Origin of the sequence: Pseudomonas sp. MWU16-30322 (genome assembly GCF_020515535.1) — a bacterium.
Lineage (GTDB): Bacteria > Pseudomonadota > Gammaproteobacteria > Pseudomonadales > Pseudomonadaceae > Aquipseudomonas > Aquipseudomonas fluorescens_H.
Genome location: NZ_JAIWYL010000008.1, coordinates 20,584 through 40,131, shown reverse-complemented (window position 1 = coordinate 40,131; position 19,548 = coordinate 20,584). Strand labels below are relative to the sequence as shown.

Here is a 19,548-nt window from a genome sequence, read left to right as displayed (position 1 = left end):
ACTCGCCAAGACTATTAAAGGCTGTCCGCCAGCCAGGCGCCTGCCGCCCATCAGATGAATTCAGTGGACACAATGGAAGACACCGACCTGCAAGCGCTGATGGCCAGACTCGAGAAGCTGATTACCCGAGTCGAGCAACTAAAGAGTCAAAACGCACTCTTACTAGCTCAGGAAAAGACCTGGCGCGAGGAACGCGCTCACCTCATTGAAAAAAACGAAATCGCCCGGCGTAAGGTCGAATCGATGATTTCGCGCCTCAAGGCCCTGGAGCAAGACTCATGAGTTCAAGCAATAGCGTTACCGTGCAGATCCTCGACAAAGAATATTCGATCATCTGCCCCCAGGAAGAACGCAGCAATCTGGTCAGCGCCGCCCGCTACCTGGACGGCAAGATGCGCGAGATCCGCAGCAGCGGCAAAGTCATCGGCGCCGACCGTATCGCCGTGATGGCCGCGCTGAACATCACCCACGACCTCTTGCACAAAGAAGAGCGCCCGGACATCCAGGCCAGCGGCTCGACTCGTGAACAGGTGCGCGACTTGCTCGATCGTGTCGATCTGGTGCTGGCCGACGATCCGGACATCAGCAAGGGCTGATTCGCCAGGCCGCTTGGGGTATACTCGCCGCACTCCCTGGGGTGCTTGCCAGTTGACGATGTCCCTGAGCCGATTCGCACTACCCTGGAAGTTGCACGTTGGGCTGGTGTGCATGTCCGCCAGACGGAAAGCCTTAAAGTCTACTGCATCTTCCACCTTGAACTTTCGGGTTCAAGGGCTAAGTTGACAGCGGTTCATCCGGGGAGCCTGATTCGAATCCGATGCCGGTTTTTGCCGGCATCGGATTTTTTATGCGTGCGTTTTCGCCCTCACCTGCCGAAGCCGAACCATGACCGAACCTGCGCTGCTGCCCCGCCCGCAACTCCGCCGCCTGCTGCGCAAGGCGCGCCGTGCACTGACTCCCGGTGAACAACGGCAGGCCGCCAAAGGCTTGTTCCGGCAACTGGCGCAAGACCCGCACTTTCGCCGGGCCAGACACATCTCTCTGTACCTGCCCACCGATGGCGAAATCGATCCGCGCCTGCTGCTGCGCGAAGCCCAGCGTCGCGGCAAGGCCACCTACCTGCCGGTGCTCAGCGCCTGGCCGCGAACCAAAATGGTGTTCCAGCGGATTCGCCCCGGCGACAAGCTCAAGCCCAACCGCTTCCGCATTCTCGAACCACGAGCCAATCTGGCCCATCAGCGCAAGATCTGGACCCTGGATCTGGTGTTGTTGCCACTGGTGGGGTTTGACGATGCTGGCGGACGCCTGGGGATGGGCGGCGGATTCTACGATCGCAGTCTGGCGTACCTGGCCCGGCGCAAAAACTGGCGCAAGCCGACGTTGCTGGGCCTGGCCCATGAATGTCAGAAGGTCGAACGCCTGGCGCAGGCCAGCTGGGATGTACCGTTGCAAGGCACGGTCACCGATAAGGCGTGGTATTTCGCGGGATAGACGCCGCGCAGATCAGCGGCGTCGGGAAGGCAGTTTCAGCGCTTGAAGGCGGTCGACTGTTGGACCTGTTGCGCGACTTCAACCGGAGCATCGGTCTTGCTCGTCCACAGACTTTGCGCGTAACCGGTGGTCACGACGCCAAGGCCGAACAAAATAACCAAAGTCCATAGCAAATCCGGTTTGCGTTTCATCGATTGCCCCCCTCAAGGCACATCATCACGATGACAGCAGCGGTTTCCATTCGTAGGCCGTGCAGCAGCGTCAAGCTTTAAAGGCCGGCATTTTGCGACAACGTGAACCTCGGCGCAAACGCTGACGTCAACCGACCGTCGGTTTGTCATAAAATTGCCCGACAACCTGCCCAATGACCGCTTGAGGAGCAAAAGACATGGCCTATTGGCTGATGAAATCCGAGCCCGACGAACTCTCGATCAAAGATCTGGAGAAACTCGGCAAAGCGCGCTGGGACGGGGTTCGCAACTATCAGGCGCGCAATTTCCTACGGGCGATGGCGGTCGGCGATGAGTTCTTTTTCTACCACTCCAGCTGCCCGGAGCCGGGTATCGCCGGAATCGGCAAAATAATCGAGGCGGCGTACCCGGATCCCACCGCACTGGAACCCGAGAGCCATTACTTCGACCCCAAGGCCACACCCGATAAAAACGCCTGGACTGCGATTGATGTGGCGCATGTCGAGACGTTTGCCCGGGTGCTGAAGCTCGATTATCTGAAACAGCAGACCGCCCTGGCTGAAATGCCGTTGGTGCAAAAAGGCAGTCGTCTATCGGTGATGCCGGTGACAGCCGAACAGTGGGCCGCCGTGCTCGGCTTGCGCTGAGAACTTGCCGGTCACGGTTTTTAGCGACAAAAGGGGCTAGGCTTGACGCTCATTTGACTGACATCAAGCGAACGGAACGCTTGAACAGTCAGACTGCAAGCCACTGCCGCAGGATGCCCCCATGTCGACGCACAGCCGTTCTTCACTTGTATACGCCGGTTCGCTCCTGGTGTTACTCGCCGCCGCTGGCGGATTGGGTTACTGGATGTCCATCAGCAGCCGCCTGGTCGAAGGACTGTCGATGGGCAACGGGAGGCTGGAAGCCACCGAAGTGCAGATCGCCAGCAAGACTCCCGGGCGCCTCGCCGAGGTGCTTGTGGATGAAGGCGACAAGGTCAGTAAAGGGCAACTGCTGGCGCGCATGGACACCCGAACCCTCGAAGCCCAGCGCAATCAGGCCGAAGCCGAAGTGTTGCGCGCCCGGGAAAATCTCAACGCCGCTCAGGCCAATGTGCAATTGCGCCAGAGTGAGCTGTTGCTGGCCCAGCAAGAGCTCGGGCGTTCGCAATCACTGTTCAAGCACGGTTATGTCAGCGCGCAAATCATCGATCAACTGCAGTCACGTCTTGGCACCGGTAATGCCGCCGTTGTCGCCGCCCGGGCCCAGGTGTCTGCTGTCAGTGCGGCGATTGGCGCGGCACAGGCTCAAGTCGCGCAGTTGACCAGCGAAATTGACGACAGCAGTCTGCGCGCGCCGATTGATGGCGTGATCCAGCTGCGCATGGCCGAGCCCGGCGAAGTGCTGGGAGCCGGGGGCCGGGTCTTGCTGCTGATCGATCCCAACGACCAGTACATGAACCTCTATCTGTCAGCCGCGGTGGCCGGACGCCTGGCGGTGGGCGACGAGGCGCGAGTGCTGCTCGATGCCTTGCCCGATAAACCGCTGCCGGCAAAAATCAGTTTCGTCGCGGCCAAATCGCAGTTCACCCCCAAAGAGGTCGAGACCCGCGACGAGCGGCAAAAACTGGTGTTCCGTGTCAAGCTGCGCCTGGTCCAGCCCAGCGCCGTGCCGCAGGCCAAACCCGGCATGCCCGGCGCCGGCTACGTGCGGATCGCGCCCGTCGAATGGCCGGCCAATCTGCAATGAGCGGCCTTGCGGTTCAAGCGAACGGTATCGCCCACCGCTATGGCAAACAGCAAGCGCTGTGCGACATTGCCTTCAGCCTGCCCACCGGCACCCGCTGCGGGCTGATCGGCCCCGATGGTGCGGGCAAGTCCAGCCTGCTGGGATTGATTGCCGGCGTGAAGACCTTACAGCAAGGGCAACTGGAGGTGCTCGGTGGCGCGATCGAGGATCGCCGGCATCGCGACACACTCTATGCGCGCATCGCCTTCATGCCGCAGGGGCTGGGCGGCAACTTGTACCCCGAGCTGTCGATCCGCGAAAACATCCAGTTCTTTTCGACGTTGTTCGGCCTGTCCAAGGCTGAAAGCGAGCAACGCATGCATAGCCTGCTGCTCGCCACGGATCTGCTGAAGTTCGCCGAGCGCCCCGCCGGCAAGTTGTCCGGCGGCATGAAGCAGAAACTCGGGCTGTGCTGCGCGCTGATCCATGAACCGGATCTGCTGATCCTCGATGAGCCTACCACCGGCGTCGACCCACTCTCGCGCCGGCGCTTCTGGGAGTTGGTCGACGATGTGCGACGCCAGCGCCCGCAACTGACGCTGCTGGTTGCCACGGCCTATATGGAAGAAGCCGAGCAGTTCGAGCATTGCCTGATGCTCGACGCCGGCAAGTTGATCGCCACCGGCCTGAGTCGTGAGCTGGCGACCGTCACCTCCAGCGGCAAGCTCGATGACGCCTTCACTCACTTTCAGGGTGACAGCCATCACGACGTTCAGCCGCTGGTGATTCCACCGCGCACCGGCAACAGCAGCGACATCGCCATCGAAGCCCACGATCTGACGCTGCGCTTCGGCGATTTCACCGCTGTGGATCACGTCAGTTTTGCCATTGGGCGTGGCGAAATTTTCGGCTTTCTTGGCTCCAACGGATGCGGCAAGACCACCACCATGAAAGTCCTGACCGGGTTGATGCCGGCCAGCGAAGGCAGTGCAACGCTGCTCGGCAACCCGGTGAACGCCAAGGATCTGGCCACGCGCAAGCGGGTAGGCTTCATGTCGCAGAGTTTTTCGCTGTATGGCGAACTGAGTGTGCGGCAGAACCTCGAGCTGCACGCGCGGCTGTTCGATCTGCCAAAAACCGAGAGTGCACAACGCATCGAGGCATTGATTCAGCGCTTCAATCTGCTTGCGGTCGCCGACCAGCCTTCCGGGGCGTTGCCATTGGGACTGCGCCAACGTCTGTCACTGGCGGTGGCGGTGCTGCACCGCCCGGAAGTGCTGATCCTCGATGAGCCGACTTCCGGCGTCGATCCGGCGGCTCGCGATGACTTCTGGCGACTGTTGATCGAGTTGTCCCGCGAGCAAGGCGTGACGATCTTCCTCTCCACGCACTTCATGAACGAAGCGCAGCGCTGCGACCGCATCTCACTGATGCACGCCGGCAAGGTCCTCGCCTGCGACACCCCGGCGGCGCTGCAACGCCAGTTTGCGGGAGAGACGCTGGAAGCGGCCTTCGTCACCTGCCTGGAACAGGCTCAGGGTGCTCAGGCATCAGCGCCTGTGGCCGAGCCGCAAATGGCGCCGCCGAGCGCTGCGACAACACCAGTGCCCCAGCACGGTTTCAGCCTCGGTCGCCTGTTGGCCGTGGCCAGTCGCGAAGGCAAGGAGCTGCTGCGCGACAAAGTGCGTATGGCATTTGCCCTGGCCGGGGCGATTTTCATGATGGTGATCTTCGGTTACGGCATCTCGCTGGACGTGGAAAACCTCGCGTTCGCCGTGTACGACCAGGATCAGACACCGCAAAGCCGAGCTTATCTGGAGGCGTTTCGCGGCTCCCGGTACTTCGACGAACAGCCGGCCATTCATGACCCGCAGGAACTGCACCGACGCCTGCAACGCTCGGAAATCAAACTGGCGCTGGAGATCCCCCCCGGATTCGGCCGCGATCTGTACGCCGGGCGCCAACCCGCCGTGGCGGCGTGGCTGGATGGCGGCATGCCGTTTCGCGCCGAAACCAGCCGTAACTATGTTGAAGCCGTGCACCTGGGCAATCTGCAACAGCTGGCCGAGCAGAGCAGCCCCGCGCTGGCCCACCCGGCGGCCGCTAGTCTGGAAACCCGCTTTCGCTACAACCAGGACGTGGTCAGCGTCAACGCCATCGGCCCCGGGGTCATGGCGCTGATCCTCGCCTTCATTCCGGCGATGCTCACGGCTCTCGGCATCGTCCGCGAAAAGGAGCTGGGGTCGATCACCAATTTCTACGCCACGCCCCTGACCCGTCTGGAGTTTCTGCTGGGCAAACAGGCGCCGTACCTGCTGGTCAGTCTGGTCAACCTCGCAGTGCTGGTGGCGATGAATCGCTGGCTGTTCGGCGTGCCGTTCAAGGGCAGCCTGCTGACGCTGGCATTCGGCGGACTGCTGTATGTGTTGGCCACCACCAGCATGGGCCTGCTGATTTCGGCATTCACCCGCACACAAATCGCCGCGATCCTCGGCACCATGATCATCACCAGCCTGCCGACCATCCAGTTCTCCGGATTGATCGTGCCGCGCTCTTCACTGGAAGGTGCGGCAGCAGTGATGGGCATGCTGTTTCCGGCGGGGCACTTCCTCGACATTGCGGTGGGCACGTTCACCAAAGCGCTGGACTTGCGTCAGCTGTGGCCGCAGTGCCTGGCGCTTTTCGGGTTCTTTGTCGGATTCACCGGGCTGAGCCTGATCATGCTGAAAAAGCAGGAGGCCTGATGCACAAGTTCGCGCACATCCTGCGCCTGGGACTCAAGGAACTGACCAGCCTGCGCCATGACAGCGTGTTGCTGCTGTTCCTGTTCTACGCTTTCACCGTGGCGATCTACATGCCCGCCGCCGGTTCGGTGATCGGCGTGCACAACGCCAGCGTGGCCATCGTCGACGAAGACCACAGCGCCCTCTCACGCCAATTGGCCCAGGCCCTGCAGCCGCCGGAATTCCAGACGCCGGTGTTGTTGCCTTATGCGCAGCTGGACCAAGTGATGGACAGCGGCCAGTACACCTTCGTGATCAATATTCCGGCGGGCTTTCAAACCGACCTGCTGGCGGCGCGGCAACCGGCGATTCAGGTCAACGTCGATGCCACCGCCATGAGCCAGGCGTTCATGGGCGCCGGTTACATCGGCCGGATTTTCCAGCGCGAACTGCTCGACTATGCCGGTCAGGGCAACGCAGCGGCCAAGGCACCCGTGCTACTGACCACCCGCGCGCTGTTCAACACCAATCTGGAGGGTGGCTGGTTTCTGGCGGTGATTCAGATCGTCAACAACATCACCATTCTGGCGATCATCCTCACCGGTACGGCGCTGCTGCGCGAACGCGAACACGGCACGCTCGACCATTTGCTGGTGCTGCCGCTGACGGCGCTGGAAATCATGCTGGCGAAAATCTGGAGCAACCTGCTGGTGGTGGTGTTGTGCACCTGGCTGTCGCTGGAGGTGGTGGTCAAAGGCCTGTTGAATGTGCCGCTGGCCGGCTCGATGAGCCTGTTTTTGCTGGTGACTGCGGTTTATCTGTTTGCCAGTACCGCGCTGGGTATCTTTCTGGCGACGCTGGCGCGCTCGACGCCGCAGTTCGGTCTGCTGGCGATTCCGGTGATCATCCCGATGCTGCTGCTGTCGGGCGGCAGCACGCCATTGGACAGCATGCCGCAGTGGCTGCAATGGGTCATGCAGGGCTCGCCGTCCACACACTTTGTCAGCCTCAGCGCCGCGATTCTGTTTCGCGATGCCGGGCTGAGCGTGGTCTGGCCGGACTTGCTGGCGCTGACGACCATCGGCCTGCTGTTCTTTCTCATCGCGCTGGCGCGCTTTCGCAAGAGCCTGGCGTCCTGAACAGCGGCCAGCGTGGTTACTGAATGATCAGGTTGTTGAACAACAGATCTTCAACCACCGGCTTGCCGGTCTCGTCATTCATCACTTGCTGGGTCTGCTTCAGGGCTTCCTGACGCAGCTTTTCCTTGCCTTCGATGCTGCCCATCGCCTCGGTGGTCTGCTGAGTGAACAGCGCCACCAGTTGATTGCGGATCAGCGGCTCGTTGGCCTTGACCAGTTTGGTCGCCTCTTCGCCGGTCACACGCAGCGCCACGTCGGCCTTGTAGACCTTCAGCTTGGGCGTGCCGTCCAGCCCGTAGTTGCCCACGAACGGCGGGCTCAGGGTGATGTAGTTGACCTTCGGCGCCTCGCCTTCTTTGGCTTCTTCGGCCAGCGCTGCCACAGGCAGAGACAGGGCCAGCAACAACATGATCCACGCTTTCACAATTCGCTCCTTATCCGGTTTGCGGCCTAGCATAACGACCCGCCGCGCAAGCACAAGCTTATGGCTGACTATCAGGGCCGGGCATGCTCGTTGACCCGTTGACTGACACACCTACACTTATCGGCCATCACTCCCAAAGGAATAGCCCTGATGAAAGCCGTGCTGTGCAAAGCCTTCGGCCCTGCCGAATCGCTGGTGCTGGAAGACGTCACCAGTCCTGTCGCGAAGAAGAACGAAATCCTGCTGGAGGTGCACGCCGCCGGGGTCAACTTCCCGGACACGCTGATCATCGAGGGCAAGTATCAGTTCAAGCCGCCCTTCCCGTTTTCGCCGGGGGGCGAAGCGGCCGGCGTGGTCAGCGCCGTCGGTGAGAAAGTCAGCCACCTGAAAGTCGGCGACCGGGTCATGGCCCTGACCGGCTGGGGCAGCTTCGCCGAACAGGTCGCGGTGCCGGGTTACAACGTGCTGCCGATCCCGCCGTCGATGGATTTCAACACCGCCGCCGCGTTCAGCATGACCTACGGCACTTCGATGCACGCCCTCAAGCAACGGGCCAACCTGCAACCGGGCGAGACCCTGCTGGTGCTCGGCGCTTCCGGTGGCGTGGGCCTGGCGGCAGTGGAAATCGGCAAAGCCATGGGCGCCAGGGTCATCGCCGCCGCCAGCAGTGCAGAGAAACTCGCCGTGGCCAAGGCCGCCGGTGCCGATGAACTGATCAACTACAACGAAACCAGCCTCAAGGACGAAATCAAACGCCTCACCGACGGCCAGGGCGCGGACGTGATCTACGACCCGGTCGGCGGCGACCTGTTTGACCAGGCCATTCGGGCCATCGCCTGGAACGGCCGCTTGCTGGTGGTCGGCTTCGCCAGCGGGCGCATCCCCGAACTGCCGGTCAACCTTGCCCTGCTCAAGGGCGCGGCAGTGGTCGGCGTGTTCTGGGGCTCCTTCGCCCAGCGCCAGCCACAGGACAACGCGGCGAACTTCCAGCAGTTGTTCAGCTGGTTCGCCGAGGGCAAGTTGAAACCGCTGGTATCGCAGGTGTATCCGCTGAGCAACGCGGCGCAGGCGATCAATGATCTGGGGCAACGCAAGGCTGTGGGCAAGGTGGTGGTGCAGGTGCGCTGAGTTTTTCAGGCCGGTGACTTCCCGCAACCGGCTTGAGCCGCGCACAGCAGCGACGCAGCGTCACCCTCAGCGGCGCTGCGTCGCCACCTGTCAAAGCAAATCACGAACCTCCCCCGGCAGAAAACTCATGTATCTACGCATAGGGTTTTCCCGGCAGCCCCTGACGATCATCGGTACGCGCCGGTTCATCTCGGCGATGATCGCCAGTCGCTGCTCATAGGCCAACTGACTCTTATGGATCACGTTGAGCAACCCTTCCGCTGCCAGCGCGAGGCTGAAGATCATCAATAAAAGCCCAGCAAAAAACCATCGCATGATCCCGCCTCTTCCCTAGTGAAATGCCTGTTCGGCAACTACAGAAAGGTTACGGAGCAAGGTCCTTTAACTGAATGGCGCAGCTTCGCTTTGCGATGCAGGACATTTCCTGATCTCGGTGGGAATTCTGGCGAGTCCCCTGCGCAAAGGGCTGCAGGTACATTTTCTGACGGACGTTTAGCCGCCGTTTGCACCAGCGAGGTCGCCCGGCAACAGGTGTTCCTGCACTTTATGGCTGCGAGACGGGATCAGTCGCCCGTTCTCATCGAAGCGCAGGACGATCAGCCAGTCGAATACATCATCCGGCCATTTTTCCTGTCCCATCAGCGCTGTCGCGTCGCCACCGAAAGCCTTGATCAGCTTATTGATATGGCCGTGATGCCAGGCGATCAGCACCGTCGGCGCCTGATTGCTTTTGCGCAACAACCCGACCAGTTGATGGAGATCGCCATTGAGGTAGGGCTGCTCGATCGGCAGTTTCAAACGCTCGGACAGCGGCGTCAGCGTCAGGCGCGAGCGCGAACTCTCCGGGGTGTCGCCGGCAGCGATCAAGCGCTGGGGGGTGAGCGTCTGGCCGTCGAGTTTCAGCGGATTGAAATAGTCGACGTAGGCGGCCGCACGCTGTTCGCCGCGGGCATTGAGTAGCGATCCCGCATCCGGCTTTTCCGCGTGCCGAATGATCAGCACCGTGGCGTTGCGCAGACCGGAATGGGCCGGATGATCGGTGACGATCAAGAGCAGCATGACAACGGCGATTCCAGCCGCCACCAAAAATCTCGGCACCAACATGCGAACCTTCAGTGACATTTCTTATCTCGGCTGATCAATCGGCTGAACGGGCCGCGAGTCTAAGTCACCCAATGTTAATAAGGGGTGAAAACGCTCTGTTCTTACAGCTGAGCGACAGGTTCGTAAAAGAACGTGCGACTTCCAACATTTTCCGCTGTTTTGCCGATGCGAACCGGTGCTATTTTCGGTAACGAAACTGTAACATTCGCATCCGCAGTCAAAACAAGAAATCTGGAGCTCTTGAATGTTTGCTTTCTTTCGACCTGCCGCACATCAGGCTCCATTGCCTGAAGAAAAAATAGACAGTACTTACCGACGCCTGCGCTGGCAGATCTTCGCCGGTATCTTCTTTGGTTACGCCGGTTACTACCTGCTGCGCAAAAACTTCTCGTTGGCCATGCCGTACCTGATCGACGAGGGCTACAGCCGTGGCGATCTGGGTCTGGCGATGTCGGCCATCGCCATTGCCTACGGCCTGTCCAAGTTCCTGATGGGCCTGGTCTCCGACCGTTCCAACCCACGCTACTTCCTGCCGTTCGGTCTGCTGGTGTCGGCGGGAGTGATGTTCATTTTCGGTTTCGCGCCGTGGGCGACGTCCAGCGTGACCATGATGTTCATCCTGCTGTTCATCAACGGCTGGGCCCAGGGCATGGGCTGGCCGCCGAGCGGTCGCACCATGGTGCACTGGTGGTCGCAGAAGGAACGTGGCGGCGTGGTTTCGGTATGGAACGTGGCGCATAACGTCGGCGGCGGCCTGATCGGCCCGCTGTTCCTGATCGGCATGGGCCTGTTCAACGACTGGCACGCAGCCTTCTACGTTCCGGCAGCGGTGGCGCTGGGCGTGGCGGTGTTTGCCTTCATCACCATGCGCGACACCCCGCAATCGGTCGGCCTGCCGCCGATCGAAAAGTACAAGAACGACTACCCGGAAGGCTACGACGCCAGCCACGAAGACGAATTCAGTGCCAAGGAAATCTTCGTCAAATACGTGCTGCGCAACAAAATGCTCTGGTACATCGCCATGGCCAACGTCTTCGTCTACCTGCTGCGTTACGGCGTACTGGACTGGGCGCCGACCTACCTGAAAGAAGCCAAGCACTTCGACGTCGACAAGACTTCGTGGGCCTACTTCTTCTACGAATGGGCGGGCATTCCGGGCACGCTGCTGTGCGGCTGGATGTCGGACAAGATCTTCCGTGGCAACCGTGGCCTGACCGGCATGGTGTTCATGGCGCTGGTGACCGTTGCGACCCTGGTTTACTGGCTGAATCCGGCCGGCAACCCGACCGTGGACATGATCGCGCTGTTCTCCATCGGCTTCCTGATCTACGGCCCGGTGATGCTGATCGGCCTGCAGGCGCTGGAACTGGCACCGAAGAAAGCCGCCGGTACGGCAGCGGGCTTTACCGGTCTGTTCGGCTATCTGGGTGGTTCGGTCGCGGCAAGTGCGGCGATGGGCTACACCGTTGACCACTTCGGCTGGGACGGTGGTTTCGTGCTGCTGGTGGGCGCTTGCCTGCTGTCGATGGCCTTCCTGGCGCCGACGCTATGGCACAAACAAGTCGCCAGTCAGAGTCGTGAAGCCGTCGCCTGATCGGCTTTTGACTGACAGCGCTTGAGCCGCGCCTCCAGATTTCGATCCGGCATGGCGTGGCTGCGCAGGGCGTGGGCGGTCTGCTCGACATAATCGCGAGTGGTGCCGTAGCGCCCGCAAGCGCTTTCGAACACCTGACTCAGCACATGATCCGGCAAGTTGCCGGCATAGCTGGGCAGGTGTCGCTCCAAAACAAACCCCAACGCCTGAACCTGGCTACCGTCCTCAAGACGGCAGTTGAGCCAGTGTGGGCGATAGGACGGAAACGGCATCTCGCGTTTCCACAGTGCGTACAGCGCAGCGTCGAGATTTTCTTCCGGCAGCCGATAGGCAAAGCCGCTGCACGAACCGCCGCGATCCAGACCGAATACCAGCCCGGGCATTTCCGGCGTCCCACGGTGCTCGTGCGACCACAGATACAAACCGCGATGATAGCCATGCACTCGCCCGCGCACCCGCTCCACCGCCGAACATTCCGGGCGCCAGATCAGCGACCCATAGGCGAACAGCCACACCGGCCCGCCCTTGTGGCGCGCCATGGTCGATTGCATGGAAGCGAGAAGTTGTTCGTGAGTGAGCTGCGGCCCCAGATCGAGCCGCGGAGGATAAGCCAGATTCAGAAAAGCAGATTCTATGGCTGTCATGACGGAAGTGTTCGGCCCCGCAAGTATTACAAGATGTAAGCGCAATTCGTTCGATAGAACATATAGCAGTAAATCTAAAACGAAAAGTGCTAAAGGATGTATGACCTGCTCGATAGCGCTAAATCGGGTGTATCAGTCAACGCTATGCGGTTTCATATAGCCTAATACCATTGCCGAAATATCTTAAATACCCGAATGAAATATGCATAAGCCTTCGCTTGTTCAGGATTGGTTCAAGAAAGCGCAGGAATCTTCCTACTAAACTGTCGGACTTTCTGTCTTTCCCGTCGCTGAACGCCTACGTATAACGGCCTTCCTCTGGCGCAAGCCATCCCGTTTAACCGAGGCTGCACAATGAAGAAACCAAGGCTTTTGGCCGCATTGCTATTGATTCAAACCGACCAGGCGCTGGCCGAGGATGACACTCAAAAAGACCAGGGCTTCTGGTATGCACAGACCAGTGTCTATACCCGACATTATTCGCCCGACCCCGAACACAATAATCATCAGGACTTGATCGGCATCGAACGCAATCAGGCTTCCGGCTGGGTATTTGGCGGGGCAACTTTCCGTAACTCTTTCCGCCAGCGATCGAATTACGCCTATGCCGGCAAACGCTATGACAGCAGCGAGTATCCGGTGTATCTGAAAGTCACGGGTGGGCTGTTGCAGGGCTATCGCGGTGATTACAAGGACAAGATTCCACTGAACCGCTACGGCGTTGCGCCGGTGATCATTCCGTCCGTCGGCACTCACTACGGCCCATTGGCCGCCGAGCTGGTGTTTCTCGGCGCCAATGCGGCGATGGTGACGACCGGCGTGCGTTTCTAAGGGCGCGGCTCAATTCGCACGGATCAGGATCGAGGCGCGTAGGCAAATACGTCGGCGCGCATCTGGTGTGCATCCATGCCGGCTTCCACCAGAGCATCCAGCGTGCCGTAGACCATCGCCGGCGAGCCGCTGGCGTAGACGTGCAGGGACTTCAGATCGGCGAAGTCTTCACACACGGCCTGGTGCAACATCCCGCAGCGCCCTTCCCAACCGCACTGGTCGCTGACGACTTTGTGCAGGAACAGATTGGGCAGCTTCAACCATTCGTCCCAATGCTCGATCTCGTAGAAATCTTCCGGACGGCGTACACCCCAATACAGATGCACCGGGTGTTTGAAGCCGTTGGCACGGCAGTGTTCGATCAGGCTGTGGATCTGGCCCATGCCGGTACCGGCGGCGATCAGCACCAGCGGCCCGTCGGGCAATTCGGCGAGGTGAGTGTCACCGAACGGCAATTCGACGCGCACCAGCGGGTTGCGCTGCAGTTGCTCGATCAGACTCAGGGCACTGGCTTCGCGGGCCAGTACGTGGATTTCCAGGTCGCGCCCGCCGTGCGGCGCCGAGGCCATGGAGAACGCCGACTTCTCGCCGCTCTCACGCTCGATCATCAGGTACTGCCCGGCGTGATAACGCGGCGGCTTGCCGGCCGGCGCCCGCAGACGCACACGCCAGGTGTCGCCGCCGACGTCCCGGCATTCGATGACCTGACACGACAGGCTGCGCACCGGCAGTTCTCCCAACGCGAGCACGCCATCCCACAGCAGGACGCAGTCTTCCAGCGGCTCGGCTATGCAAGTGTAGAACTCGCCGTGGTCGTGCACCTTGCCGGCCTGTTCGACCCGGCCTTCCACCAGCAGCGCCGCACACACATGGCAATTGCCGTTGCGGCAGCTTTGCGGGCAGTCGTAGCCCAGGCGCCGCGCACCATCGAGAATCCGCTCGCCGGGCCGTATCTCAAGCACCGCTCCGGAGGGCTGCAGGGTTACACGCATCAATCTATTCCTAACTGATTCCAGATGGCATCGATTCGCTGGGTGACGGCGTCGTCCTTGACGATCACACGGCCCCACTCGCGAGTGGTTTCGCCCGGCCACTTGTGGGTGGCATCCAGGCCCATTTTCGAGCCCAGGCCGGACACCGGCGAGGCGAAGTCGAGGTAGTCGATCGGCGTGTTGTCGATCATTACCGTGTCGCGCTTGGGATCCATGCGCGTGGTGATGGCCCAGATCACGTCGTTCCAGTCCCGGGCGTTGATATCGTCGTCAGTGACGATAACGAACTTGGTGTACATGAACTGTCGCAAAAACGACCAGACGCCGAGCATCACGCGCTTGGCATGCCCCGGATACGACTTCTTCATCGTCACCACGGCCATGCGGTACGAGCAGCCTTCGGGCGGCAGGTAGAAGTCGGTGATTTCCGGAAACTGCTTCTGCAGGATCGGCACGAACACTTCGTTCAGCGCCACGCCGAGAATTGCCGGCTCATCCGGCGGACGACCGGTATAGGTGCTGTGGTAGATCGGCTTGATCCGGTGAGTGATGCGTTCGACGGTGAACACCGGGAAGCTGTCGACTTCGTTGTAGTACCCGGTGTGGTCGCCGTACGGGCCTTCGTCGGCCATTTCGCCCGGATGGATCACGCCTTCGAGGATGATCTCGGCAGTGGCCGGCACTTGCAGGTCGTTGCCACGGCACTTCACCAGTTCAGTGCGATTGCCGCGCAACAGGCCGGCGAAAGCGTATTCGGAGAGGCTGTCCGGCACCGGCGTCACGGCACCGAGAATGGTCGCCGGGTCGGCGCCCAGCGCCACGGACACCGGGAACGGCTGACCCGGGTGCTTCTCGCACCACTCACGGAAGTCCAGCGCACCGCCACGGTGGCTGAGCCAGCGCATGATCACCTTGTTGCGGCCGATCACTTGCTGACGGTAGATACCGAGGTTCTGGCGATCCTTGTTCGGGCCTTTGGTGACGGTCAGGCCCCAGGTGATCAGCGGGCCGACGTCACCGGGCCAGCAGGTCTGCACCGGCAGCATCGCCAGGTCGACGTCGTCGCCTTCGATGACCACTTCCTGGCACACCGCGTCTTTGACGACTTTCGGCGCCATCGAAATGATCTTGCGGAAGATCGGCAGTTTCGACCACGCGTCCTTCAGGCCCTTCGGCGGCTCCGGTTCCTTGAGGAAGGCCAGCAGCTTGCCGATCTCGCGCAGCTCGCTGACCGACTCGGCGCCCATGCCCATGGCCACCCGCTCAGGAGTGCCGAACAGGTTGCCGAGCACCGGAATGTCGTAACCGGTCGGTTTCTCGAACAGCAGCGCCGGCCCCTTGGCCCGTAGCGTGCGGTCGCACACCTCGGTCATCTCCAGCACCGGCGAGACGGGAATCTGGATGCGTTTCAACTCTCCGCGCTGCTCAAGCTGCTGCACGAAATCCCGAAGATCCTTGAATTTCATTGACGATGGCACCCTCAAAATAGGCGTACATCCTACCTGCTCTGACGGGCAAACAGCAGCCCGTCAGTGCCCGGCATCGCTCAATTCTGGCTAGCGCCCAGCAGCATTGGCGCAAATAACGGGCTCAATCGGGCGCTGCCGACATCCGACAGGTGATCCTCGTCCCGGTACTGCGAGTGACCGTTGACTTCAATGTTGCAAACGCCGTTCGCGCACATCATCGGCGTCGGGTCGATCACATGGACCCCCGGGTCGGCAGCACTCATGGCGTCGAACAATGTACTGATGAAATGCTGTCGCGCCAGATGTTCTTCCAGCGGGCGACCGAGGCCCTCGGCCGAACGCCCGATCCGCGCCAGGCTGGTGAGGCGGTTGATGCTGCCTTTGCGTTGCAGCGGCACATCCTTGAACAGCCAGACTTGCACCCCGGCCTCTCGCAACCCGGCCACGCGTGCCTTGAGCCCGGCTGCCATGCGTTGTTCAGCTTCGGCGTTATTGTCTCGGGGGTTGAGCAAAACCTTTTTGTCGCCGTCTTCGCGACCATACATGTACAGGCTCCAGTTGGACGCCAGCACCACATCCTTGATCCCGAGGCTGCGCACCTTTTCCATGGTGTGGACGTTGAAGTCTTTGCACCGTTGACGCTGGTCATCGCTGATAATCGGCGAGCAGGCGCTCATGCTGAACAACCAGACAGGGCGGCCTTCGTGACGTGCATTGCTATCAATGGCCGGCAGCAGCGCAGCGGCGTGACTGTCACCCCAAACCATTTGAGTGGCCGGTACATCCTGATTGTCACCGAGCAGACAGGCCTTGTCCGGCACCGTGTCCTGGGTGACCAACATGCATTTCATCTGCCCGTTCCGCCATTCGCGGGACTGTGCATATTCCAGGGCCTTGCCGGTCAACCGCTGCGGAACACCGTCAGACTCGCGGATCATCGTGCCTGTCGTCGCCAGTAGCACGATGGCAGCGACAGCCCCGGTCAACACCGCCTTACGGCTGGCGAGCAGACGCTTCTCCCGGAACGGCAACTCGACATAGCGCAGGCTCAGCCACGCCAGGCCCAGCGACAGGGCAATCCAGCCCAGCGCCTCCAGCGGCTGAATACCGTCGATGGAAATGGCGTTGGCGTAGACATAGACCGGCCAGTGCCACAGATACAGCGAGTAAGAGAGCAAACCGACCCAGACCAGCGCACGCAGACTCAACAGGCGCGCCGTCCAGCTCGGCCCTTGCGCACCCGACCAGATCAGCGCCGTGGTGCCCAAGACCGGCAACAGCGCGGCCCAGCCCGGGAACACGGTGGACTTGTCGAACGTGAACACCGCGACCAGCACCGCCGCCAGACCGGCGAGTCCCACCCCTTGGTAAACCCAGCCACGCACGGCCTGCCTTGGCGCCGGGATCACCGCCAGCATGGCGCCACAGAGCAGCTCCCAGGCCCGGGTTGGCAGCGAAAAGAAGGTGAATTCCGGCTTGTACCCGATGTGATGAATATTCAGGCCGAACGACAACAGCAGCACGGCGAACAACATCCAGCGCCAATGACGGGCATAACGAATCAGGGCTGCCATCAGCAACGGGAAGAAAATGTAGTACTGCTCTTCCACCGCCAGCGACCAGGTATGCAGCAGCGGCTTCAGATCGGAGGCAGGCTGAAAGTAGCCGTCCTCGCGCATGAACAGAATGTTGGAGATGAACAGCGACTGATAGCGCACCGTTCGTCCCAGTTCGGCAAAGTCTTTGGCTGTCAGCAGCAGCCAGCCGAACGCCAGCGTGACCAGCATCACCACGGTCAGGGCAGGGATGATGCGGCGGGCACGGCGCGCCCAGAAATCAACGAAGCTGAAACGCTGTGCACTGATTTCACGGAACAGGATGGTGGTGATCAGGAAGCCGGAGATGACGAAGAACACATCAACGCCGATAAAGCCGCCACTGAATGTATTGAATCCGAAATGAAAAAGTACGACGGGAATAACCGCCAGTGCCCGTAATCCGTCGATATCACGGCGATTGCCAAACGTGTGCATGAAAGCCCTTTCTCGTTTTTCGGATACAAAGTCCAAGGAAAGGGCGAAAGTTATCAGTCGTACAAATTTCAATCCAGATACAAATATACAGATACAAAAAAAAGCGCCCTTGCGGGGCGCTCTTTTTAAACAGCTTTCGTCTTACTTGCGCTTCATCGACAGGAAGAACTCGTCGTTGGTCTTGGTCGTTTTCAGCTTGTCGACCAGGAACTCGATGGCAGCCACTTCGTCCATCGGGTGCAGCAGTTTGCGCAGGATCCACATGCGCTGCAGTTCGTCGTCGGCGGTCAGCAACTCTTCGCGGCGGGTGCCGGAACGGTTGATGTTAATGGCCGGGAAGACGCGCTTTTCCGCAATCTTGCGGTCCAGCGGCAGTTCCATGTTGCCGGTACCCTTGAACTCTTCGTAGATCACTTCGTCCATCTTCGAGCCGGTTTCAACCAGCGCGGTGGCGATAATGGTCAGCGAGCCGCCTTCTTCGATGTTGCGCGCAGCACCGAAGAAACGCTTCGGTTTCTCCAGGGCGTGGGCGTCAACACCACCGGTCAGCACTTTGCCGGAGCTCGGGATCACGGTGTTGTAGGCACGGGCCAGACGGGTGATGGAGTCGAGCAGGATCACCACGTCCTTCTTGTGTTCGACCAGGCGCTTGGCCTTCTCGATCACCATTTCGGCAACCTGCACGTGACGGGTCGGCGGCTCGTCGAAGGTCGAGGCAACCACTTCGCCGCGCACGGTGCGCTGCATTTCGGTCACTTCTTCCGGACGTTCGTCGATCAACAGCACGATCAGGTGAACTTCAGGATTGTTCCGGGCGATGTTCGCCGCGATGTTCTGCAGCATGATCGTTTTACCGGCTTTCGGCGGTGCAACGATCAGACCACGCTGGCCTTTGCCGATCGGGGCGCACAGGTCGATCACACGACCGGTCAGGTCTTCGGTGGAACCGTTACCGGCTTCCATCTTCATACGCACGGTCGGGAACAGCGGGGTCAGGTTCTCGAAGAGAATCTTGTTCTTCGCGTTCTCCGGACGATCGAAGTTGATCGTGTCGACCTTGAGCAGAGCGAAGTAACGCTCGCCTTCCTTTGGAGGGCGAATCTTGCCAACGATGGTGTCACCGGTGCGCAAGTTGAAACGACGGATCTGGCTCGGCGAGACGTAGATATCGTCCGGGCCGGCGAGGTAGGAAGCGTCAGCGGAGCGCAGGAAGCCGAAGCCGTCCTGGAGAATCTCCAGCACGCCATCACCGGAGATTTCCTCGCCGCTTTTCGCGTGCTTTTTCAGCAGGGAGAAAATCACGTCCTGCTTGCGCGAACGGGCCATATTTTCTATGCCCATCTGTTCGGCCAATTCGAGCAGTTCGGTAATCGGCTTTTGCTTGAGTTCAGTCAGATTCATATAGGAATGACGTAATCATTTATGGAGGGGGGAAATTAAGCTTTTGGCTTAATGAGGCCGCGCCGCGGAGAAGGCGACAGGATCGCGAACTTGTTCGAAAAGGAGTGCGTCGGCGACGGCTAGCAGGGGGCAGTGGAGAAACCAGTGCGGGGCCGAATGTACCACCTGAATTTCGGAGCGTCTAGCCCTGAATACGCAAAAAGCCCCGCAATTTGCGGGGCTTTTTCAGGGCACTTTGCAGCGACGCTTAGATGTTGGCGTCGAGGAAAGCAGCCAGTTGCGACTTCGACAGCGCACCGACCTTGGTCGCTTCAACGTTGCCGTTCTTGAACAGCATCAGCGTCGGGATACCACGCACGCCGTGCTTGGCCGGGGTTTCCTGGTTTTCGTCGATGTTCAGTTTGGCGACGGTCAGCTTGCCTTTGTAAGTCTCGGCAATCTCGTCCAGAACCGGAGCGATCATTTTGCAAGGGCCGCACCATTCAGCCCAGTAGTCGACCAGTACAGCGCCTTCGGCCTTGAGTACGTCGGCTTCGAAGCTGGCGTCGCTAACGTGTTTGATAAGATCGCTGCTCATGGAATTCTCCAGGTTGTAAGCAAAAAAACGTGGCCCATCATATCCGCCCTTCCCCTGTTCAGGAAGCCGCAGATGATTGAGTCTTGCTATGGCG

General features: G+C 60.4%; 20 protein-coding genes and 1 other RNA gene. 11 read left to right on the top strand and 10 right to left on the bottom strand.

All coding sequences use genetic code 11. The features are described from left to right. Window positions 1-72: 72 nt before the first annotated feature. The 4 genes from LCH64_RS17450 to LCH64_RS17435 all read left to right on the top strand — a co-directional run bounded on the left by LCH64_RS17450 (window position 73) and on the right by LCH64_RS17435 (window position 1,491). Window positions 73-282, top strand: a complete 210-nt coding sequence (locus LCH64_RS17450; protein ID WP_103483758.1) for a TIGR02449 family protein — start codon at window positions 73-75, stop codon at window positions 280-282. Next, complete coding sequence (locus LCH64_RS17445; RefSeq protein ID WP_007967943.1) at window positions 279-596, top strand: cell division protein ZapA; 318 nt, start codon at window positions 279-281, stop codon at window positions 594-596. Before LCH64_RS17450 ends, LCH64_RS17445 begins: the two co-directional genes overlap by 4 nt. A 30-nt stretch (window positions 597-626) precedes the next feature. After that, window positions 627-805: non-coding RNA, 6S RNA (ssrS, locus tag LCH64_RS17440), on the top strand. 80 nt (window positions 806-885) lie between these two features. Then, window positions 886-1,491 (top strand): 5-formyltetrahydrofolate cyclo-ligase, encoded by a 606-nt coding sequence (locus LCH64_RS17435; protein ID WP_201136289.1) that lies wholly within the window; start codon window positions 886-888, stop codon window positions 1,489-1,491. Between the two features lie 35 nt (window positions 1,492-1,526). Here LCH64_RS17435 and LCH64_RS17430 read toward each other — a convergent pair whose 3' ends face one another. Then, a complete protein-coding gene (locus LCH64_RS17430) occupies window positions 1,527-1,682 on the bottom strand; it encodes a hypothetical protein (protein WP_003229308.1) in 156 nt (51 codons plus the stop codon). A gap of 197 nt (window positions 1,683-1,879) precedes the next feature. On the opposite strand from LCH64_RS17430, the gene LCH64_RS17425 reads away from it, so the two are divergent. The 4 genes from LCH64_RS17425 (at window position 1,880) to LCH64_RS17410 (ending at window position 7,257) form a co-directional block, all read left to right on the top strand. Further along, complete coding sequence (locus LCH64_RS17425) at window positions 1,880-2,329, top strand: EVE domain-containing protein (protein ID WP_103483644.1); 450 nt, start codon at window positions 1,880-1,882, stop codon at window positions 2,327-2,329. Window positions 2,330-2,450: 121 nt separating this feature from the next. Continuing rightward, entirely contained in the window at window positions 2,451-3,416 is a 966-nt protein-coding gene (locus tag LCH64_RS17420) for an efflux RND transporter periplasmic adaptor subunit (RefSeq protein ID WP_226500853.1), read from the top strand. After that, complete coding sequence (rbbA, locus tag LCH64_RS17415; RefSeq protein WP_226500852.1) at window positions 3,413-6,139, top strand: ribosome-associated ATPase/putative transporter RbbA; 2,727 nt, start codon at window positions 3,413-3,415, stop codon at window positions 6,137-6,139. The genes LCH64_RS17420 and rbbA overlap by 4 nt, the downstream gene beginning before the upstream one ends. Then, the gene (locus LCH64_RS17410; protein WP_226500851.1) at window positions 6,139-7,257 is read left to right on the top strand and encodes an ABC transporter permease; all 1,119 of its coding nucleotides are present in this window, start codon (window positions 6,139-6,141) and stop codon (window positions 7,255-7,257) included. The genes rbbA and LCH64_RS17410 overlap by 1 nt, the downstream gene beginning before the upstream one ends. 16 nt (window positions 7,258-7,273) lie before the next feature. Here LCH64_RS17410 and LCH64_RS17405 read toward each other — a convergent pair whose 3' ends face one another. Beyond that, window positions 7,274-7,681 (bottom strand): flagellar basal body-associated protein FliL, encoded by a 408-nt coding sequence (locus LCH64_RS17405; protein ID WP_027610485.1) that lies wholly within the window; start codon window positions 7,679-7,681, stop codon window positions 7,274-7,276. Window positions 7,682-7,831: 150 nt separating this feature from the next. On the opposite strand from LCH64_RS17405, the gene LCH64_RS17400 reads away from it, so the two are divergent. After that, entirely contained in the window at window positions 7,832-8,809 is a 978-nt protein-coding gene (locus LCH64_RS17400; protein ID WP_226500850.1) for an NADPH:quinone oxidoreductase family protein, read from the top strand. A 90-nt stretch (window positions 8,810-8,899) separates the two neighbouring features. On the opposite strand, the gene LCH64_RS17395 is transcribed toward LCH64_RS17400, so the two are convergent. Together LCH64_RS17395 and LCH64_RS17390 are read right to left on the bottom strand one after the other, a co-directional pair. Further along, window positions 8,900-9,124, bottom strand: a complete 225-nt coding sequence (locus tag LCH64_RS17395) for a hypothetical protein (RefSeq protein WP_226500849.1) — start codon at window positions 9,122-9,124, stop codon at window positions 8,900-8,902. Between the two features lie 177 nt (window positions 9,125-9,301). Beyond that, the gene (locus LCH64_RS17390) at window positions 9,302-9,931 is read right to left on the bottom strand and encodes a flagellar basal body-associated protein FliL (protein ID WP_226500848.1); all 630 of its coding nucleotides are present in this window, start codon (window positions 9,929-9,931) and stop codon (window positions 9,302-9,304) included. A gap of 226 nt (window positions 9,932-10,157) precedes the next feature. Here LCH64_RS17390 and glpT point away from each other — a divergent pair, with 226 nt between their 5' ends. Further along, window positions 10,158-11,507, top strand: coding sequence for a glycerol-3-phosphate transporter (gene glpT / locus LCH64_RS17385; protein WP_003229323.1), 1,350 nt, complete (start codon window positions 10,158-10,160; stop codon window positions 11,505-11,507). On the opposite strand, the gene LCH64_RS17380 is transcribed toward glpT, so the two are convergent. Then, window positions 11,483-12,151, bottom strand: a complete 669-nt coding sequence (locus tag LCH64_RS17380; RefSeq protein WP_045122668.1) for a gamma-glutamylcyclotransferase — start codon at window positions 12,149-12,151, stop codon at window positions 11,483-11,485. The two genes, glpT and LCH64_RS17380, sit on opposite strands and share 25 nt — an antisense overlap. Window positions 12,152-12,505: 354 nt before the next feature. Between LCH64_RS17380 and LCH64_RS17375 the strand changes: the two genes are divergently transcribed. After that, complete coding sequence (locus LCH64_RS17375; RefSeq protein WP_003229327.1) at window positions 12,506-12,982, top strand: hypothetical protein; 477 nt, start codon at window positions 12,506-12,508, stop codon at window positions 12,980-12,982. Window positions 12,983-13,005: 23 nt separating this feature from the next. Here the strand turns inward: LCH64_RS17375 and LCH64_RS17370 are convergent, their stop codons facing one another. The 5 genes from LCH64_RS17370 to trxA form a co-directional block, all read right to left on the bottom strand. Then, a complete protein-coding gene (locus LCH64_RS17370; RefSeq protein WP_226500847.1) occupies window positions 13,006-13,974 on the bottom strand; it encodes a CDP-6-deoxy-delta-3,4-glucoseen reductase in 969 nt (322 codons plus the stop codon). Continuing rightward, window positions 13,974-15,440: a 4-hydroxy-3-polyprenylbenzoate decarboxylase gene (gene ubiD, locus LCH64_RS17365; RefSeq protein ID WP_003229330.1), complete on the bottom strand. Its 1,467-nt coding sequence runs from the start codon at window positions 15,438-15,440 to the stop codon at window positions 13,974-13,976. The genes LCH64_RS17370 and ubiD overlap by 1 nt, the downstream gene beginning before the upstream one ends. Window positions 15,441-15,520: 80 nt before the next feature. Further along, window positions 15,521-17,476, bottom strand: a complete 1,956-nt coding sequence (locus LCH64_RS17360; protein WP_226500846.1) for an acyltransferase family protein — start codon at window positions 17,474-17,476, stop codon at window positions 15,521-15,523. 141 nt (window positions 17,477-17,617) lie between these two features. Continuing rightward, window positions 17,618-18,877 carry a transcription termination factor Rho gene (rho, locus tag LCH64_RS17355; RefSeq protein ID WP_003229334.1) on the bottom strand — a complete coding sequence of 420 codons (1,260 nt, stop codon included), beginning with the start codon at window positions 18,875-18,877 and terminating at the stop codon, window positions 17,618-17,620. Window positions 18,878-19,124: 247 nt separating this feature from the next. After that, complete coding sequence (gene trxA / locus LCH64_RS17350) at window positions 19,125-19,454, bottom strand: thioredoxin TrxA (protein WP_003206727.1); 330 nt, start codon at window positions 19,452-19,454, stop codon at window positions 19,125-19,127. Window positions 19,455-19,548: the final 94 nt, after the last annotated feature.